The organism is Streptomyces griseus (assembly GCF_001715295.1).
GTDB classification, from domain to species: domain Bacteria; phylum Actinomycetota; class Actinomycetes; order Streptomycetales; family Streptomycetaceae; genus Streptomyces; species Streptomyces griseus_G.
The window spans coordinates 601681-616958 of record NZ_MDKB01000003.1 but is presented as its reverse complement, the minus strand read 5'-3'; the positions used below and the strand labels follow the sequence as shown (position 1 = coordinate 616958).

Genomic DNA, 15278 nt, shown 5'->3' with positions numbered 1-15278 from the left:
CGAGGAGATGCCCATGGCCCAGCAGCTGAGCCCTCCGCCCCTGGACCCGGGCGAGGGACGGTCCCGGCGGAGTGTCCTGGTGGCCATCGGCGCGCTGCTCCTCGGCATGCTGCTCGCCGCACTCGACCAGACCATCGTGTCCACCGCGCTGCCGACGATCGTCAGCGAACTGGGCGGACTGGACCATCTGTCCTGGGTGGTGACCGCGTACCTGCTGGCGGCCACCGCGGCGACCCCGCTCTGGGGCAAGCTCGGCGACCAGTACGGCCGCAAGAGGCTCTTCCAGACGGCCATCGTCATCTTCCTCATCGGCTCCGCCCTCTGCGGCATGGCCCAGAACATGCCGCAGCTCATCATCTTCCGCGCGGTCCAGGGGCTCGGCGGCGGCGGGCTGATGGTCCTGTCGATGGCGATCGTCGGCGACATCGTCAGCCCGCGCGAACGAGGCAAGTACCAAGGGCTGTTCGGCGCGGTGTTCGGCGTGACCAGCGTCCTGGGCCCGCTGCTCGGCGGCTTCTTCACCCAGCACCTCAGCTGGCGCTGGGTCTTCTACATCAACCTGCCGCTGGGCATCGTCGCCCTGCTCGTGATCGCCGCCGTCCTGCACATCCCGATCCGCCGCACCCGCCACACCATCGACTACCTCGGCACCTTCCTCATCGCCGCCGTCGCCACCTGTCTCGTCGTCGTCGCCTCGCTGGGCGGCACCACCTGGGCCTGGGGGTCCGCCCGGATCATCGGTCTCGCCGTGCTCGCGGCGGTCCTCCTCGCGGGGTTCGTCGCGGTCGAGCGGCGGGCCGCCGAACCCGTGCTGCCGCTGCCCCTGTTCCGGCTGCGGACCTTCAGCCTCGTCGCCGCCATCAGCTTCGTCATCGGCTTCGCGATGTTCGGCGCGATGACCTACCTGCCGACCTTCCTCCAGGTGGTGCACGGCATCACACCGACCCTGTCCGGTGTGCACATGCTGCCGATGGTGTTCGGCCTGCTCATCACGTCGACGGCCTCCGGCCAGATCGTCAGCAGGACGGGCCGCTGGAAGGTCTTCCCGATCGCCGGCACAGCCGTCACCACCATCGGTCTGCTGCTCCTGCACCGGCTCACGGAGACCAGCACCACCTGGGAGATGAGCGTCTGCTTCTTCGTCTTCGGCGCCGGTCTCGGCCTGGTGATGCAGGTCCTCGTGCTGATCGTCCAGAACGCCGTGAGTTACGAGAACCTCGGGGTCGCCACCTCGGGGGCGACCTTCTTCCGGTCCATCGGCGCCTCGTTCGGCGTGGCGGTCTTCGGCACGATCTTCACCAACCGGCTCACCGGCAAACTCGGCGAGGCCCTCGCCGGCCGGGCGCTCCCGCCCGGAGTCGACGCCGGGGCCCTGGCGGCGGACCCCCGGGCCGTCGGCCGGCTCCCGGCGGACCTGCGCTCCTCGGTCCTCGGCGCCTACTCCACCGCGATCACCGACGTGTTCCTGTACGCGTCCCCCGTCGTCCTCGTGGCCTTCCTCCTCGCCTGGTTCCTCAAGGAGGACCCGCTGCGCGGTTCGGTGACGGCGCCCGACCCGAGCGAGACCCTGGCGTCCAATCCGGTGCAGCGCTCCTCGTACGACGAGTGCGCCCGCGCCCTGTCCGTACTGGCCACGCGCGAGGGACGCCGGGACATCTACGTGAAGATCACCGCCCGGGCCGGGTACGACCTGCTGCCCGCGTCCAGCTGGCTGCTGCTGCGCATCAAGCGGCACGGCGCCGTGGAGCCCGCGCGACTGGCGGAGGTCGCCCCGGTTCCGCTGAGCAAGATCATCGCGGCGGCCCGCGAGGTGGAGGGGCGCGGTCTCGTCCGGCGCGAGGGCGTGCTGCTGGTGCTCACCGACCGGGGGGCCGAGGCCGTGGTGGAACTCGCCCACGCCCGCGAGGAGTCGCTGGCCGAGCTGCTGGGTGACTGGTGGGGCCCGGATCGGCCCACCGACCTGGTCCACCTCGTGACGGAGCTCACCGCGGAGGTGAGCGGGTCCAGCAAGGAGCGGCCCCATATGCCCGAACCGCGGCGCGACCACTCGGCCTGACCCCTGGGCAGCCCGGCACCCCGGCACGGGCTGCGGGACCCGCCCGAGGCGCGGCGGGAGCACGGCCCCGCGCGCCCGGACCCGCCCGGCTCACAGCTCCTTGGCGAACCAGTGGTCCGCGTACGGCCCCCGGTTGAACGCCGGCACCTCCTCGTACCCGTGCCTGGCGTACAGCCCCCGCGCCTCCACCAGGTCGTTGCGGGTGTCGAGTCGCAGGCGCCGCACGCCGAAGGCCCGCGCGGCGCTCTCGGCCGCCGCCAGCAGCAACCCGCCGCCCCCCGTGGCCCGGTACGCGGGGCGCACGAACACCCGGGTCAGCTCGGCGGTCGTCCCGTCGACCAGGAGCAGCCCCGCACAGCTCGCCGGCTTGCCGTCGTAGCGGCCGACGAAGAACTCCCCGGTGGGCGGGGTGAGCCGTTCGACGCCGTCACCGGCCAGCCCCTCGTCGATCTCCCGCGCGGTGGCGGGCCGTTCCCAGTAGCGGCTCGCCACCTCGTCGTAGTAGTCGCGACGCAGCAGCGCCGCGTCCGGGGTGTCGAAGTGTTCGGGGGCGACGGTCCACATCATCCGGCCATTCTGGTCCCGGCCCGATCGTGCGCCGAACGAATTGACGCAGGGTGCGCGGGCGGCAGCCACCAGGGCCACCCACCGCGGCCACGACACCCTCCGGGAGCGTGGAACCGCTGCGTCAGGTCCCGGCGCACACCCGGCCGGACCCCTGGACGGATCATCCGGTTGTCCGCCCGCCCGCCCGCGCGATACCGGCCGGGCGCCGGTGTCGCGCGGGCGGTCCCGTGCCGGAGCGGGGTGACAGTCAGGTGAAGAGGGGGTTGATTGTGTCTACCCCAAGGGGCAGTGCGAGGCTTCATCCGCACACCCCGGGTCGGAGGGACAGTGCACGGAACGGTGGGAGGGGCGGCGCGGCGTGACAGATGCGGAGCGCAGTGTGCGGGGGAACGTGGCGACGGACCCGGGGGCGAGGGCCGCGGCGGTCCGTGCCGCCCTGTGGGTGCTCGTGGCCGCACTGGCGGTACGGCAGGTGGCGGTGGTGCTGCGGCGGCCGCCCGGCGAACGCCTGACCGACCTGGAGACCTGGACCGGGGAGGACGGCTTCCTGCACGTCGCCGGGTCGCTGTACGACCCCGGCAGGTTCACCGGGTCACCGTTCGCCGGGCTGGTGCTGAAACCGCTGACGGCCTCGGCCGAGCAGGCGCTGGGCGTCGCGTGGACCTTCGGATCCCTGCTGCTCGTCGCCGTCCTCGGCTTCGTGGCCGTGCGGGCGCTGCCGGAGCCGGTGAGCCGGCGGACCACCTTCCTCGCGGCCCCCGTGGCGATCACCCTGCTGATGGTGTCGCTGCCCGTGCGCAACACCCTGCACCTGGGCCAGACGAGCATCCTGCCCGTCCTGCTGGTGCTTCTCGCCTGTTTCGTGGCGCGCGGTGAACGCCTTGCGGGCGTGCTGACCGGGATCGCGGCCGCCCTGCAGCCGACCATCCTGCTCTTCGCCCTCCTGCTGTGGCTCACCGGGAGACGCCGGGCCGCCGCGACGGGCGGAGCGGCCTTCGCCCTCTGCACGGCACTGGCCTGGGCGGCGATGCCACGCGACTCCTGGACGTACTGGATCCACCACGTGGCGGGCGCCGGTCTCGGCGCACGTCCGGACGCTCTCGCCAACCAGTCCCTGCACGGGGCGCTGCTCCGCCTCGGGCTCGAAGGGCCGGCCGAGATCGCGCTCTTCCTGGCGCTGGCCGTCACCGTCACCGTGCTCGGGCTGCGGCGGGCCGTACGCTACGCACGGGACGGGCAGCTTCTCCTCGCGGTCGCCGTCACCGGCTGCGTCGCCGTCGCCGTCTCGCCCACCGCCTGGCAGCACCAGTTGCTCTGGGTGCTCCTGGCGGTCGTCGGCCGGGTCGGCACCCGGGCCTCGGACCGGCCGGTCTGGCCGGCCGTCGTGGTGCTCGTGCTGACCCTGCCCGGGAAGATGCTGCTGCCGAACGTCGGCGCGCTCCTGCCCCTACGCGACAACGCGCTGCTCATCGTCGCCCTCGGCGCAGCCTGCGCGGTGCCGTTCCTGCCGCGTACCTCGCCGTACTGGCAGCAGCCGGTTCCGGCCGACCACGCCCGGCCGGTCGCGTCCCGCTTCGGCCGGGTGCCGTTGCTGCCGTTCTGGCGCCGGGTGCTCAGCCGCCCGAACCTGCTGCTGGAACTCCTGCTCATCAGGGTCGTCTACTCCGCGTACGCGAAGGTCCGTCTCGCGGCGACCGCCGGCCGCCCCACCGCCGAGGAGCACGGGCGGCAGGTCCACGGCCTCGAGCAGTGGCTGCACATCGACATCGAGCACTGGGTCAACCACACGGTCGTCGGCATCGGCTGGCTGCGCGAGTTCTTCGACTACTACTACTCGACGTTCCACTTCATCGTGCCGCTCGCCATTCTCGGCGTGCTGTACGTGCGGCGGCCGACGGACTACCGCTGGGCCCGCAGTTCCATCGGCTTCGCCACGATCCTCGCCCTCGTCGGCTTCTGGCTCTACCCGCTGGCCCCGCCGCGGCTCATGCCCGGTCTCGGCTTCATCGACACCGTGCACGGGGTCCAGGACTTCGCCAAGCCGGACTACGGGACCCTGACGACGGTGACCAACCAGTACGCGGCGATGCCCTCGCTGCACTTCGGCTGGTCCCTGTGGTGCGGGGTGGTGATCGTGCTGCTCGCGCCGAAGGGGTGGATGAAGGCGCTCGGCCTGCTGCACCCGCTGTTCACCGTCTCCGCCATCGTGGCGACGGGCAACCACTGGGTGCTGGACGCGGTCGGCGGGGCGGTGGTCGTCGGCCTGGGCTTCGGACTGACGTACGTCCTGTCCGGGCCCCGGAGGCTCCAGGTGGTGCTGGTGGCACAGCGGCCGGCCCCTCGCGAGGAGCGGCTGGGGAGCGCTGAGCCACGGGGCCACGCCGGGGAGCCGGCCGCGGAACCGGTGAGCCGGGCCTGACATCCGGGACGCGTCCCCGGGCGCCCTGGGCGGCCCCCGCCGCCGGATCCGCCGTGCCCGCCACTTGGAGGGCTCAGCCCGGGGAGGGGCCCAGGGCCCAGGCGGCCACGGACAGCGTGACCAGTGACACGACCGTGGACGCCACCACGGAGTCGCGGGCGAGCGTGGTGTCCAGGCCGTACTCGCGGGCGTAGAGGAACGCGTTCTGGGCGGTCGGCAGCGCCGAGCACAGGACCACCGCCAGGAGCTGGTGTCCGGGCAGGTCCATGAGCAGGGGGCCACCGACGGCGTAGACGACGGCCGGGTGCACCAGGGTCTTCAGGGCGACCACCGCACCCAGCTCCGCACGGCTGCCCGGCGCGGAGACCGTCCCGTCCGGGTCCGGGCTCCGGTGCAGCGACAGGCCGAGTGCGATCAGGGCCGTCGGCACGGCGGCGGCGCCCAGCAGGTCGCAGGTACGGCCGAGGGCGGCGGGCAGCCGCAGTCCGGCCGCCGAGACGGCGACCCCCAGCAGGGAGGCGAGGATCACGGGGTTGCGGACCGGCATGGTCAGCGTGCGGCGCAGCCCCACCCACCGGTGCGGGCGCCCCCGGTCCGTGCCGGTGTCCAGCAGGGTCAGGATCACCGGCGACATGACCAGCACCTGGAACAGGATGACCTGGGCGACGAACGACGCGTCGCCGAGGACCTGGACGGCGACGGGGACACCGAGGTTGGCGGAGTTCACATACCCCGAGGCCATCGATCCGATCGCCCCGTCAGCCCTCTTGCGGCCGAAGAAGCGCCGGACCACCAGCAGTCCCACCACCGAGACGAGGACCGATCCGGCGCCGAACGCGAGCAGCGAAGGATTCACGAAGGAGCGCAGGTCCGCCCGGGAAACCATCATGAACAGGGCCGCGGGCATGGCCACGTGGAAGACCAGCCGGCCGAGCACCGCCTCCGCCTGCTCCCCCAGCAGCCGCCCGCGCCCGGTCGCGTAACCGACGGCGGTCAGCGTCCAGATGGGGGCGAAAGCGGAGAGCAGGGCGTGCATGCGCCCCATGATCCCCGCGCCCCGGGGCCTCCGGCGGGCCGGGTACCGGAAGGGCCGGTGACCGGTCGGGCCGGTGACCGGTCGGGGCGTCAACGGGCCCCGGAGGCCTCCGAGGTGTCCGCAAGGGCTTCAGGGCCGGTCGCCGGGGCGTCCGCGGGGGCCTCGAAGGTGGCCCGGGCGTCGAAGGCGGCACGGCGGGTGGCCCGCCGCAGCGCCCTCAGCAGCGTCGGGGCGACGGCGAACGTCAGGACCACGGTGAGGACGGCACGGCCCAGGTCCCAGCCGAGCGAGGTGGTCGCGCAGTACGCCAGGAAGCGGACCAGGTTCTCGTGCAGCGGGTCACCCGCCACGAAGGAGATCCCGGAGCCCTGCCCCGGCACGAACGTCCAGCCGTAGAGGTTCATCACCGTGCCGTACGCGAACGCGGCCACGAAGCCGTACGCCCCGAGCATCATCAGTTCCCCCCGGCCGCGCAGCCTCTGCGCACCGGGGAGCAGCCCGGCGCCCATGGTGAACCAGCCCATCGACAGCATCTGGAACGGCATCCACGGCCCCACGCCGCCCGTGAGGAGCGCCGATGCCGACATCGTCACCGCGCCGAGCACGAAGCCGAATCCCGGCCCCAGGACCCGGCCGCTGAGGACCATCAGGAAGAACATCGGTTCCAGACCGGCCGTCCCCGCGCCCAGCGGGCGCAGTGCGGCGCCGACTGCGGCGAGGACGCCCAGCATGGCCACGGCCTTCGCGTCCAGGCCCGCATCGGCGATCGTCGCGACGACCACCCCGACGAGGAGCACGAGGAGGACGGCGAACAGCCACGGCGCGTCCTGGGCGTGATCGCGGCCGAAGTCGGCGTCGGCCAGCAGCGGCCAGCCGAAGGAGAGCACACCGACCACGCCGACCAGGACGAGCGCGGCGACGGCCCGGGGGCCGAGGCGCACGGGCCGGGCCGTCACGCGGGCACCTCCAGGGCGTCGCGCACCTGTCCCACGGTCAGCCACCCCTGCGGTGCGAGGATCTTCGCCGTCTGCGGGGCGAACGCGGGGGAGGAGACCACGACCTGACGGGTCGGGCCGTCGGCGACGACCTCGCCGTCGGCGAGGATCACCACCCGGTGGGCCAGTTCCGCCGCCAGTTCCACATCGTGCGTGGCCAGGACGACGGCACGGCCCTCGGCCGCCAGCCGCCGCAGCACACCGACGAGCCGTGCCTTCGCCGCGTAGTCGAGACCGCGCGTCGGCTCGTCCAGCAGCAGCAGCGGGGGCTGGGCGGTGAGCACCACGGCGAGGGCCAGGGCGAGGCGCTGGCCCTCGGAGAGGTCGCGGGGGTGGATGCCGTCCGGCACGCCGGGGAGCAGTTCCCCGGCCAGGGCCCGGCACCTGCCCGCCGGGACCCCCGCGTCGGCGTCGGCCGCCGCGCACTCGGCGGCGACCGTCTCCGCGTACAGCAGGTCGCGGGGCTCCTGCGGTACGAGCCCGACCCGGCGCACCATGGTGCGCGGCGGCGTACGCGACGGTTGCAGGCCGCCGACCAGGACGGAGCCGGTGGCCGGCTCGACCATCCCGACGAGAGCCGTCAGCAGGGTGGACTTACCGGCCCCGTTACGGCCCATCAGGGCCACGATCTCGCCCGGCGCGACGGACAGCGTCACCCCGCGCAGCGCCTCCACCCGGCCGCGCCGCACCCCGAGCCCCTCCGTCCGGGCCACGACACCGTCCGCCGGCACCGGCTCGGCCGCGGCCGGGCGGCGGCCGAAGAGCCGGCCGAGCAGGCCGGGACGGGCGGCTGCGGGAGCGGGGAGCGGGGCGAGGGCGCCCGCCGACGGCTCCCGGGCGGGCGGCTCGGTCCCGGCCAGGCGTTCGCGGAGGTCTCCCGCCCGGCGCCGGGCGTCCCGTACCGACAGCGGCAGGGGCTCCCAGCCCGCCAGGCGGCCCAGGGCCACCACCGGCGGGCGGACGGGCGACAGCGCCATGACGTCCGCCGGCGTGCCCATCACCGGGGCGGCGCCGGGCGACGGGAGCAGGAGGACCTGATCGGCGTACTGCACCACCCGCTCCAGCCGGTGCTCGGCCATGAGCACGGTGGTGCCCAGGTCGTGCACCAGTCGCTGGAGCACCGCCAGCACATCCTCGGCCGCGGCCGGGTCCAGGGCGGACGTCGGCTCGTCGAGGACCAGGACCTTGGGGTGCGGGGTGAGGACCGAGCCGATCGCGACGCGCTGCTGCTGGCCACCGGAGAGCGTGGAGATCGGCCGGTCCCGCAGCCCGGCCAGACCCAGCAGGTCCAGCGTCTCCTCGACGCGCCGCCGCATCACGTCGGGGGCGAGACCCAGCGACTCCATACCGTAGGCGAGTTCGTCCTCGACGGTGTCCGTGACGAAGTGGGAGAGCGGGTCCTGGCCCACCGTGCCGACGAGATCGGCGAGTTCGCGCGGTCTGTGGGTGCGGGTGTCCCGGCCGTCGACGGTGACCCTGCCGGTCAGCAGGCCGCCGGTGAAGTGCGGCACGAGGCCGGAGACGGCGTTCAGCAGAGTCGACTTGCCGACTCCGGACGGGCCGACGACGAGGACGAGCTCGCCCTCGGGAACCGTGAGGTCGACCCCGGACAGGGTGCGGCGGGCGGCGCCCTCGTACTGCACGGAGACCTGTTCGAACCGGATCACGTGGTCTCCTCGGAAGCGGATGTGGGAGCGGGAGTGGAAGGCGGGAGGGAAGGGGCGGCGGGCACGGGTGCCACCGCGGCGGGCAGCAGCCCGACCAGCACCGCGGCGGCCGGCCAGAGCGGCAGCACGGGCGCGGTCAGCGGCACCACTCCCGGGTGCAGGGCCCCCGGGTCGACACCGGCCGCCCGGATCATCGCCGCCGCGACGGCCACCCCCGAGCCCGCGACGAGCCAGGCGCGTGCCCCCCACCGGTCGGGGCGGTAGCGGGTGCGGACCGAGCGGCGGCCGCCCAGCCTGAGCCCGGCCAGGGCCGCGGCCAGGCCCGCCAGCAGCAGCGGCAGCCCGTACAGCGCCCCTCGCGCCGCCAGCAGACCGTACGTCCCCACGCACACGCCCAGCAGGCCGCCGAGCGTCAGGACGGCCGTGGTGTGCCGGACGGCGGGCGGCACCGGGGCCGTACGCCCGTACCCGCGGGCGTCCATCGAGGCCGCCACCGCGACCGACCGCTCCAGCGCGCCCTCGATCACCGGCAGACCGATGCGGAGCACCGCGCCGATGCCGCCGGTCGGACGGCCGCGCAGCCGGCGGGCCGTCCGCAGCCGCAGCACGTCGGCGACCAGGTGGGGGGCGAACGTCATCGCGACGACGACCGCGACCCCCGCCTCGTACAGGGCGCCCGGCAGGGACTTCAGCAGACGGGCCGGGTCGGCCAGGGAGTTCGCCGCACCGACGCAGATGAGGAGCGTGGCCAGCTTCGCCCCGTCGTACACGGCGAAGACCACCTGCTCGGCAGTGACCCGGCCGCCGATCCGGATGCCCTGCGCCCAGCCGGGCAGTGGCAGTTCGGGGAGCGTGAGCAGGAGGTGCGTACCCGGCACCGGTGAGCCGAGGACGACGGAGAAGACCAGCCGCACGCCGACGACGAACAGCCCCAGTTTGACGAACGCCCCGTACGAACGGGCCCACGGCGCGTCCGTACGGCGCGCGGCCACCACGTAGCCGGCCACGCCCACCAGCAGGCCGAGCAGCAGCGGGTTGGTCGTCCGGGAGGCGGCGGTGGCGAGGCCGAGCGCCCACAGCCACCAGGCCCCGGCGGGCAGGGCGTTGGTGCGGGTGGCCTCGGGTGCGCGCAGCGCGCGGTGCGGCCGGGCCGGGCCGGTGGAGCGGGTCATCGGCGGCGGCGGGCCCGCACCACTGCGGCGACGCCGAGGAGGAGCACCGCACCGATCCCGGTGAGCACCCCGGCCGACGGGCCGACGCCCTCGTCACCGGAGTGCTGCGCGGAGGCGGAACCCCGGCCGGAAGCGGCGTCCCCGGGTCCGGGGTCCCCGGAGGCGGCGACGGACCCGCCGGACCCGGAGTCGCCCGCGACCTGCTCGCCGCACCCCGAGGTGGGATAGCCGGATATCGCGCAGAGCATCGCCGAACTGTCGTACCGCAGCGGTTTCGCCACCGCGGCCAGCGCCTCGGCCGTACTCGCCTGCGGCGCCACCCGCGCGCAGGCCGTGCGCGGCGCCGGCGGCCGCTCGCCGTCCGGGGCGTCTGCCGCGGTGCCGGCGTCGATGACCAGCGCGACCCGCTTGAGGCCGTCCTTCGCCGGGGTGCCCGCGCAGATCTCCCCGAAGGCCGGGGCGTGCCGCGGGCGGGCGGCGTCCTCGGAGTCCTGGCTCACGGAGAAGCGGAAGCCCTGCACGGACCCGTCGTCCGGCCGGAACAGGGACGGGCCCTGCGTGGCGTACGTCCAGCCCCGTCCGCCGTCGCCCTCCCAGAACGACCAGTAGCGGTACCCGGCCGCCTGCGCGTTGCCGGCCACCAGCACCGTCAGGAGGGCGGCGCCCAGGACGGCGCTCAGGAACCCCGCACCCGGTGGACGCCTCACAGCTGCTGGTTCTTCCGGCGCCCGCTGAGCAGGAAGCCGATGCCCGCGCCGAAGGCCAGGCCGATGCCGACGAGCCACCAGACGCCCAGCCCGCCGTCGTCGCTGGTGGTGTCCCGCGGCTTCTGCTCCGTCGCGGTCGGCGAGGGCACGGCGGTGGCGGCGGGCGCGGGACCCGTCGCGTTCAGCTGCCCGACGAGGTCCACCCCGCCGAAGTCACGGGCGTCGTTGCCGGTCGCGTGCGCGGCGAGCACCAGCTGAGCGGTGGCGGCCGGGCCGCCCGCCGCGGCCCAGGTCTTCGCGTTCTTCTCCAGGTACGCGACGGCTCCGGCCGCCTTGTCCTTGTGGCCCGACGCCGCCAGCGCGACGACCGCGTCGGCGGTGTTGCCGAAGTCCGGCTGCGGCGCGGTGTCCTCGGCGCCCGGCATCGGCGGCAGGTCCAGGTGCCCCGTCCCGGCGAGCGCGCCCGCGAGGTAGGAGGCGCCGTTCTGCGCGGACTGCTCGGCGGTGAGGTCGCCGCCCTTCACACAGGTGGGGTCCTTCACCGCGTTGGAGTTCCCGGCGGCCATGCCCTTGCCCATCGCGCCGAGCACCGCCGCGGCGGTGGCGTCCGCGTTGGCGGTGAGCTTGCCGTCCTTGTCCGGCTGGTACGCGAACGCACCGCCGTCCTTCCCCCCGCAGGGCAGTGCGAAGGTCTGCAGCGCGGTGTACGGCGTCCTGCCGTCCTCGGTGGTGACCTCGGCGACCGGTACGCCGGCACGGGCCAGTGCCCCGATCACGACGGCGGTGGAGTTGGCGTCGCTCGGGCCGCCCGGGTTGTAGCTCCAGCCGCCGTCCTCGTTCTGCACGGACTTCAGCCAGCTGACGGCGTTGGCGACGGTCTCGCCGCGCCCGCCCAGCTCGACCAGCGCCTGGACGGCGGCGGCGGTGGCGTTCGTGTCGGCCACCGTCTTCGCGTCACAGGGGACGGACGCGTCGCGGTACGAGGGGAAGGCGCCGCTGTCGCACTGCTGGCCCACGAGCCAGTCCACCGATTTCGCGGCGGGGGTGACGAGTTCGATCTTCTGCGCGAGGAAGGCGAGCGACTGGCGCCACACGCCGTCGTACGTCGGGTCCGCGGTGCCGTAGAGGCCGGGCGGAAGGGCCGCCGGGGAGGACGGGGGCGGGCTCGGCGCGGCGACCGCCGCGGGGGCGGCGGCCGTGGCTGAGAGCACGGCGGTGATCGCGAGCGCTGCCGCGCGGCGGCGTACGGTCATGGCGGGCTGGGCCTCTCCTGCGAGGACCGGGCACGGGCACACGGATGCACCGGGCTCCGGCCCCGTATACCTCGACGGTGCCGGCCGCCGGGGCTCCGGCGGCACGAGCCGGTCACGCTCACGCACGGGGCATTCCGGCTCGTCACCTACGTGGTGACTCACGGCTGCGGGCCAGCGCCGGATTCGCACCGGCTTCCCCCCGTACGGGCATGATGACGACCCGCCCACTCTACCGGGGCGCTCCCGGCCCTCCCGTGGCGGACGGCCCGCCGCATCGACGGGAGGGCTTCCCAGCAGGTCAGAGCCGTGCCAAACTCCGGCGGGGAGCACACGGGCACCCGCCCGTGGAGAGGGACGAGCCGGGCGGAAAGCAAGCTGTGCGCAGAAGTGGGACGGCGGCCGCGACCGCCGTGGCGAGTGTGTTCGTGACGGTGACCACGGTGGCGGGCTGCGGCCTCGCCGACGGGAGCGGGGCCGCGCCGGGGCCCTCGCCGTCGCCCTCGGCGCCGTATACCAGGGAGACGGCGGCCGCGGAGATAGCGTCCGTCACCGAGGCCTCCGGACTCCGCGGCGGTGACACCTCCACCGCGGGCGCGCCCAGGGGCTCGTGGCGCGCGTGCGTCGCCCCGTGGACGGCCCAGGCTCCGGCCGCGTACGCCGCCGAGGCGTTCGAGGCGACGGTGAAGAGGCTTCGCCAGCACGACTGGGAGATCGTCTCCAGCCACGCGGAGCGGGACGTCACCTTCCGCACCCTCGTCAAGCGGAACTGGAAGGTGTACGCCCGGCACTACGCACCGCCGGGCCCGGACGGGGAGCAGACCGTGGCCTTCACCGCCGTGGAGGACGGCTGCGCGCTGCCCGGGCCCGTACGGGGCGCCTACACGGATCCGGCCTGACAGCCCGAGTCGGCGATCACGAAGTACCCCGCCGGTGACTCCCGGAGCGTGTGGGTGACGAACACGTTGTACAGGCCCATGTTCTGCCCGGACCCGTTCGCGTAGACGTAACCGCCCGAGGTCCGGGCCCGCCCCGCCGTCACGTGCGCGTAGTTCGTCGCGGTGAAGCACGCGGCGGGGGCCGTCCCGCCCGACGTCGTCGCGGTCACGGCGGGGGAGAGGGCCCCGGCCGTGCCGGAGGAGTCCGCCGCCGCGACGGTGTAGCGGTAGGAGGTCCCCGCGCCGAGCCCGGTGTCGGTGAACGCCGTGGAGGTCGTGGACGCCACCTTCGCGCCGTCGCGGTAGACGCTGTACGACGCCGCCTGCCCGACCGCGTTCCACGCCAGTGAGACGCTGCCCGACGTGACCCCGGTGACCGCCAGACCGGAGGGGGCGGGTAGTCCGCCGCCCGGAGTGCCCCGGTCCAGACCCCAGAACACGCCCGTGTGGTAGGTCGAGCAGATGGTGTCCAGGAAGTACGCGGCCGTCGAACCGCACTGCCCCGTACCCGATCCCGGGTCTACGGGCAGGCCGTGACCCATGCCGGAGACCGTGTACGTCTCCACCGCGGGCCGGCCGGAGGCGTCGTCGTAGACGCTCCGCGTGGTGTTGCCGGGCAGGCTGCTCGTGCTGGACGGGGTCTGCCCGATGCCCCAGACGTCGGTCCACTGGTCGCGCAGTGCCGTGGCGTTGGCCGGGTACACCGTGTAGTCGGAGGTGCCCTGCCAGATCGCGACCCGGGGCCAGGGGCCGGTCCACCCCGGGTAGGAGTTCCGCACCTTGTCGCCCCACTGGGACGGCGACAGCTTCTGCGGGCCCGTCTGGCAGCCCGAGGCGGCGGCCTGGCTGGTGGCGCACTGTGCCGGCAGGCCGGAGGCCACCGACCCGCCCGCGAACACGTCCGGATAGGCGGCGAGCAGATCGGCGGTCATCCCGCCGCCGGCCGACAGCCCGGTGACGTACACGCGGCGGCCGTCGGAGCCGTACGTCTGCTTCGCGTACTCGACCATCTGCACGACGGACGCCGCCTCGCCCCTGCCGCGGGTGTCCTCGGCCGGGTCGAACCAGCTGAAGCACGACAGGGAGTTGTTCGCCGACGTGGTCTGCGGGAAGACGACGTCGAAGCCCCACAGGTCGGCGTACCCGGCCCAGCCCGAGTGCGCGTAGTACGCGTCGGCGGTCTGGGTGCAGCCGTGCAGCGCCACGACGAGGGGCGCGCCCGCCGGCAGGCCGTCGGGCGTGTACGCGAACATCTGCAGGTTGCCCGGGTTGGTCCCGAAGTCCGTCACCTGCCGCAGGCCGGTGGCGGCCGGGGCCGCCTGAGCGGCGGTGGCGGTGACGGGACGCGCGGCGAGCAGGGCGAGCAGGCCGCAGACGGCTACGGAGGCGACGCGCCTGAACAGGCGTCGCAGGATCGGTGGGCGCACGGTGGGGCCTCCCTCGTGGACGTGCGTGACTGCTGCCGGAACCTACGAGTCCGGGCAGGAGCCGCCCATGTGCCGGGCGGACATCCGCCGCGAGCCGCTGTGTGCGGCGCTCCTCTTGCGCCCTCCCCGGGGCCCCGGCCGCGCCGGGAGCCGTCCGGCCGCCACCATGTACGCCACCACCACACCGGGGCCCCCGGGTGTGTGCACCGGCCCCGTGTGATGTGGGCGGTGACGTCCTTACGGTGACGCCCATGGAGACTTCCGGTACCCCCCAGCACGTACCACTCGCCCCCTCCGCCCTCGCCGGACGCACCGCCCTGGTCACCGGGGCGGCGAGCGGCATCGGCCTGGCCTGCGCCGAGGCGCTGGCGGCCGCCGGCGCCCACGTGCAGGTGGTGGACAAGGCGGGCGACGCCGCCAGGAGCCTGGCCGAACGGATCGGCGGAACCGCGTGGGTGGCCGACCTCTCCGTCGCGGAAGCGGTCGACCAACTGCCCTGCGACGCGGACATCGTGGTCAACAACGCGGGGCTGCAGCACGTGGCTCCCGTGCACGCGTTCCCCCCGGACCGCTTCGCACTGATCCACCGCGTCATGGTGGAAGCACCCTTCCGCATCTTGCGCCGCACACTGCCGGGCATGTACGAACGCGGCTGGGGCCGCGTCGTCAACATCTCGTCCGTGCACGGGCTGCGCGCGAGCCCCTACAAGTCGGCCTACGTCTCGGCCAAGCACGCACTGGAGGGGCTCAGCAAAGTGGTCGCACTCGAAGCGGCACCGCACGGGGTGACGAGCAACTGCGTCAGCCCCGGCTACGTCCGCACCCCCTTGGTCGAGAACCAGATCGCCGACCAGGCCCGCAGCCACGGCATCTCCGAGCAGGAGGTGGTGGGCCGGGTGCTGCTGGAACGCAGCGCCGTGAAGTCGCTGATCGAGCCCGGCGACGTCGCCGGGGCCGTCCTGTGGCTGTGCGGCCCGGGCGCGGCCCACGTCACCGGCAGTTCCGTCGTGATGGACGGCGGCTGGACCGCCCACTGACCTCCCC

Annotated in this window: 12 protein-coding genes and 1 riboswitch; of the genes, 4 read left to right on the top strand and 8 right to left on the bottom strand. The window is 74.3% G+C overall.

What is annotated here, in order from left to right:
- Positions 1 to 13: 13 nt before the first annotated feature.
- Entirely contained in the window at positions 14 to 2056 is a 2043-nt protein-coding gene (locus BA175_RS18975; RefSeq protein WP_069172626.1) for an MDR family MFS transporter, read from the top strand.
- 90 nt (positions 2057 to 2146) lie between these two features.
- On the opposite strand, the gene BA175_RS18970 is transcribed toward BA175_RS18975, so the two are convergent.
- Positions 2147 to 2623, bottom strand: coding sequence for a GNAT family N-acetyltransferase (locus BA175_RS18970; RefSeq protein WP_069172625.1), 477 nt, complete (start codon positions 2621 to 2623; stop codon positions 2147 to 2149).
- A gap of 358 nt (positions 2624 to 2981) precedes the next feature.
- On the opposite strand from BA175_RS18970, the gene BA175_RS18965 reads away from it, so the two are divergent.
- Complete coding sequence (locus tag BA175_RS18965; protein ID WP_069172624.1) at positions 2982 to 5042, top strand: bifunctional glycosyltransferase 87/phosphatase PAP2 family protein; 2061 nt, start codon at positions 2982 to 2984, stop codon at positions 5040 to 5042.
- A gap of 73 nt (positions 5043 to 5115) precedes the next feature.
- On the opposite strand, the gene BA175_RS18960 is transcribed toward BA175_RS18965, so the two are convergent.
- The 6 genes from BA175_RS18960 to BA175_RS18935 all read right to left on the bottom strand — a co-directional run bounded on the left by BA175_RS18960 (position 5116) and on the right by BA175_RS18935 (position 11872).
- Positions 5116 to 6078, bottom strand: a complete 963-nt coding sequence (locus tag BA175_RS18960) for an AEC family transporter (protein ID WP_254667915.1) — start codon at positions 6076 to 6078, stop codon at positions 5116 to 5118.
- Positions 6079 to 6167: 89 nt separating this feature from the next.
- Positions 6168 to 7034 carry an ECF transporter S component gene (locus BA175_RS18955; protein ID WP_069172622.1) on the bottom strand — a complete coding sequence of 289 codons (867 nt, stop codon included), beginning with the start codon at positions 7032 to 7034 and terminating at the stop codon, positions 6168 to 6170.
- The gene (locus BA175_RS18950) at positions 7031 to 8740 is read right to left on the bottom strand and encodes an ABC transporter ATP-binding protein (protein ID WP_069172621.1); all 1710 of its coding nucleotides are present in this window, start codon (positions 8738 to 8740) and stop codon (positions 7031 to 7033) included. The genes BA175_RS18955 and BA175_RS18950 overlap by 4 nt, the downstream gene beginning before the upstream one ends.
- Positions 8737 to 9912 (bottom strand): cobalt ABC transporter permease, encoded by a 1176-nt coding sequence (locus tag BA175_RS18945; protein ID WP_069172620.1) that lies wholly within the window; start codon positions 9910 to 9912, stop codon positions 8737 to 8739. Before BA175_RS18945 ends, BA175_RS18950 begins: the two co-directional genes overlap by 4 nt.
- Entirely contained in the window at positions 9909 to 10619 is a 711-nt protein-coding gene (locus BA175_RS18940) for an SCO2322 family protein (RefSeq protein WP_069172619.1), read from the bottom strand. Before BA175_RS18940 ends, BA175_RS18945 begins: the two co-directional genes overlap by 4 nt.
- Positions 10616 to 11872 carry a prenyltransferase/squalene oxidase repeat-containing protein gene (locus BA175_RS18935; protein ID WP_069172618.1) on the bottom strand — a complete coding sequence of 419 codons (1257 nt, stop codon included), beginning with the start codon at positions 11870 to 11872 and terminating at the stop codon, positions 10616 to 10618. The genes BA175_RS18940 and BA175_RS18935 overlap by 4 nt, the downstream gene beginning before the upstream one ends.
- Positions 11873 to 11999: 127 nt before the next feature.
- Positions 12000 to 12071: riboswitch (cobalamin riboswitch) on the bottom strand.
- Between the two features lie 178 nt (positions 12072 to 12249).
- Here BA175_RS18935 and BA175_RS18930 point away from each other — a divergent pair.
- Entirely contained in the window at positions 12250 to 12768 is a 519-nt protein-coding gene (locus tag BA175_RS18930) for a hypothetical protein (RefSeq protein ID WP_254667914.1), read from the top strand.
- On the opposite strand, the gene BA175_RS18925 is transcribed toward BA175_RS18930, so the two are convergent.
- Positions 12750 to 14234, bottom strand: a complete 1485-nt coding sequence (locus BA175_RS18925; protein ID WP_069172617.1) for an extracellular catalytic domain type 1 short-chain-length polyhydroxyalkanoate depolymerase — start codon at positions 14232 to 14234, stop codon at positions 12750 to 12752. The genes BA175_RS18930 and BA175_RS18925 overlap by 19 nt on opposite strands.
- 251 nt (positions 14235 to 14485) lie before the next feature.
- On the opposite strand from BA175_RS18925, the gene BA175_RS18920 reads away from it, so the two are divergent.
- Positions 14486 to 15271 carry a 3-hydroxybutyrate dehydrogenase gene (locus tag BA175_RS18920; protein ID WP_069172616.1) on the top strand — a complete coding sequence of 262 codons (786 nt, stop codon included), beginning with the start codon at positions 14486 to 14488 and terminating at the stop codon, positions 15269 to 15271.
- The last annotated feature ends 7 nt before the right edge of the window (positions 15272 to 15278 follow it).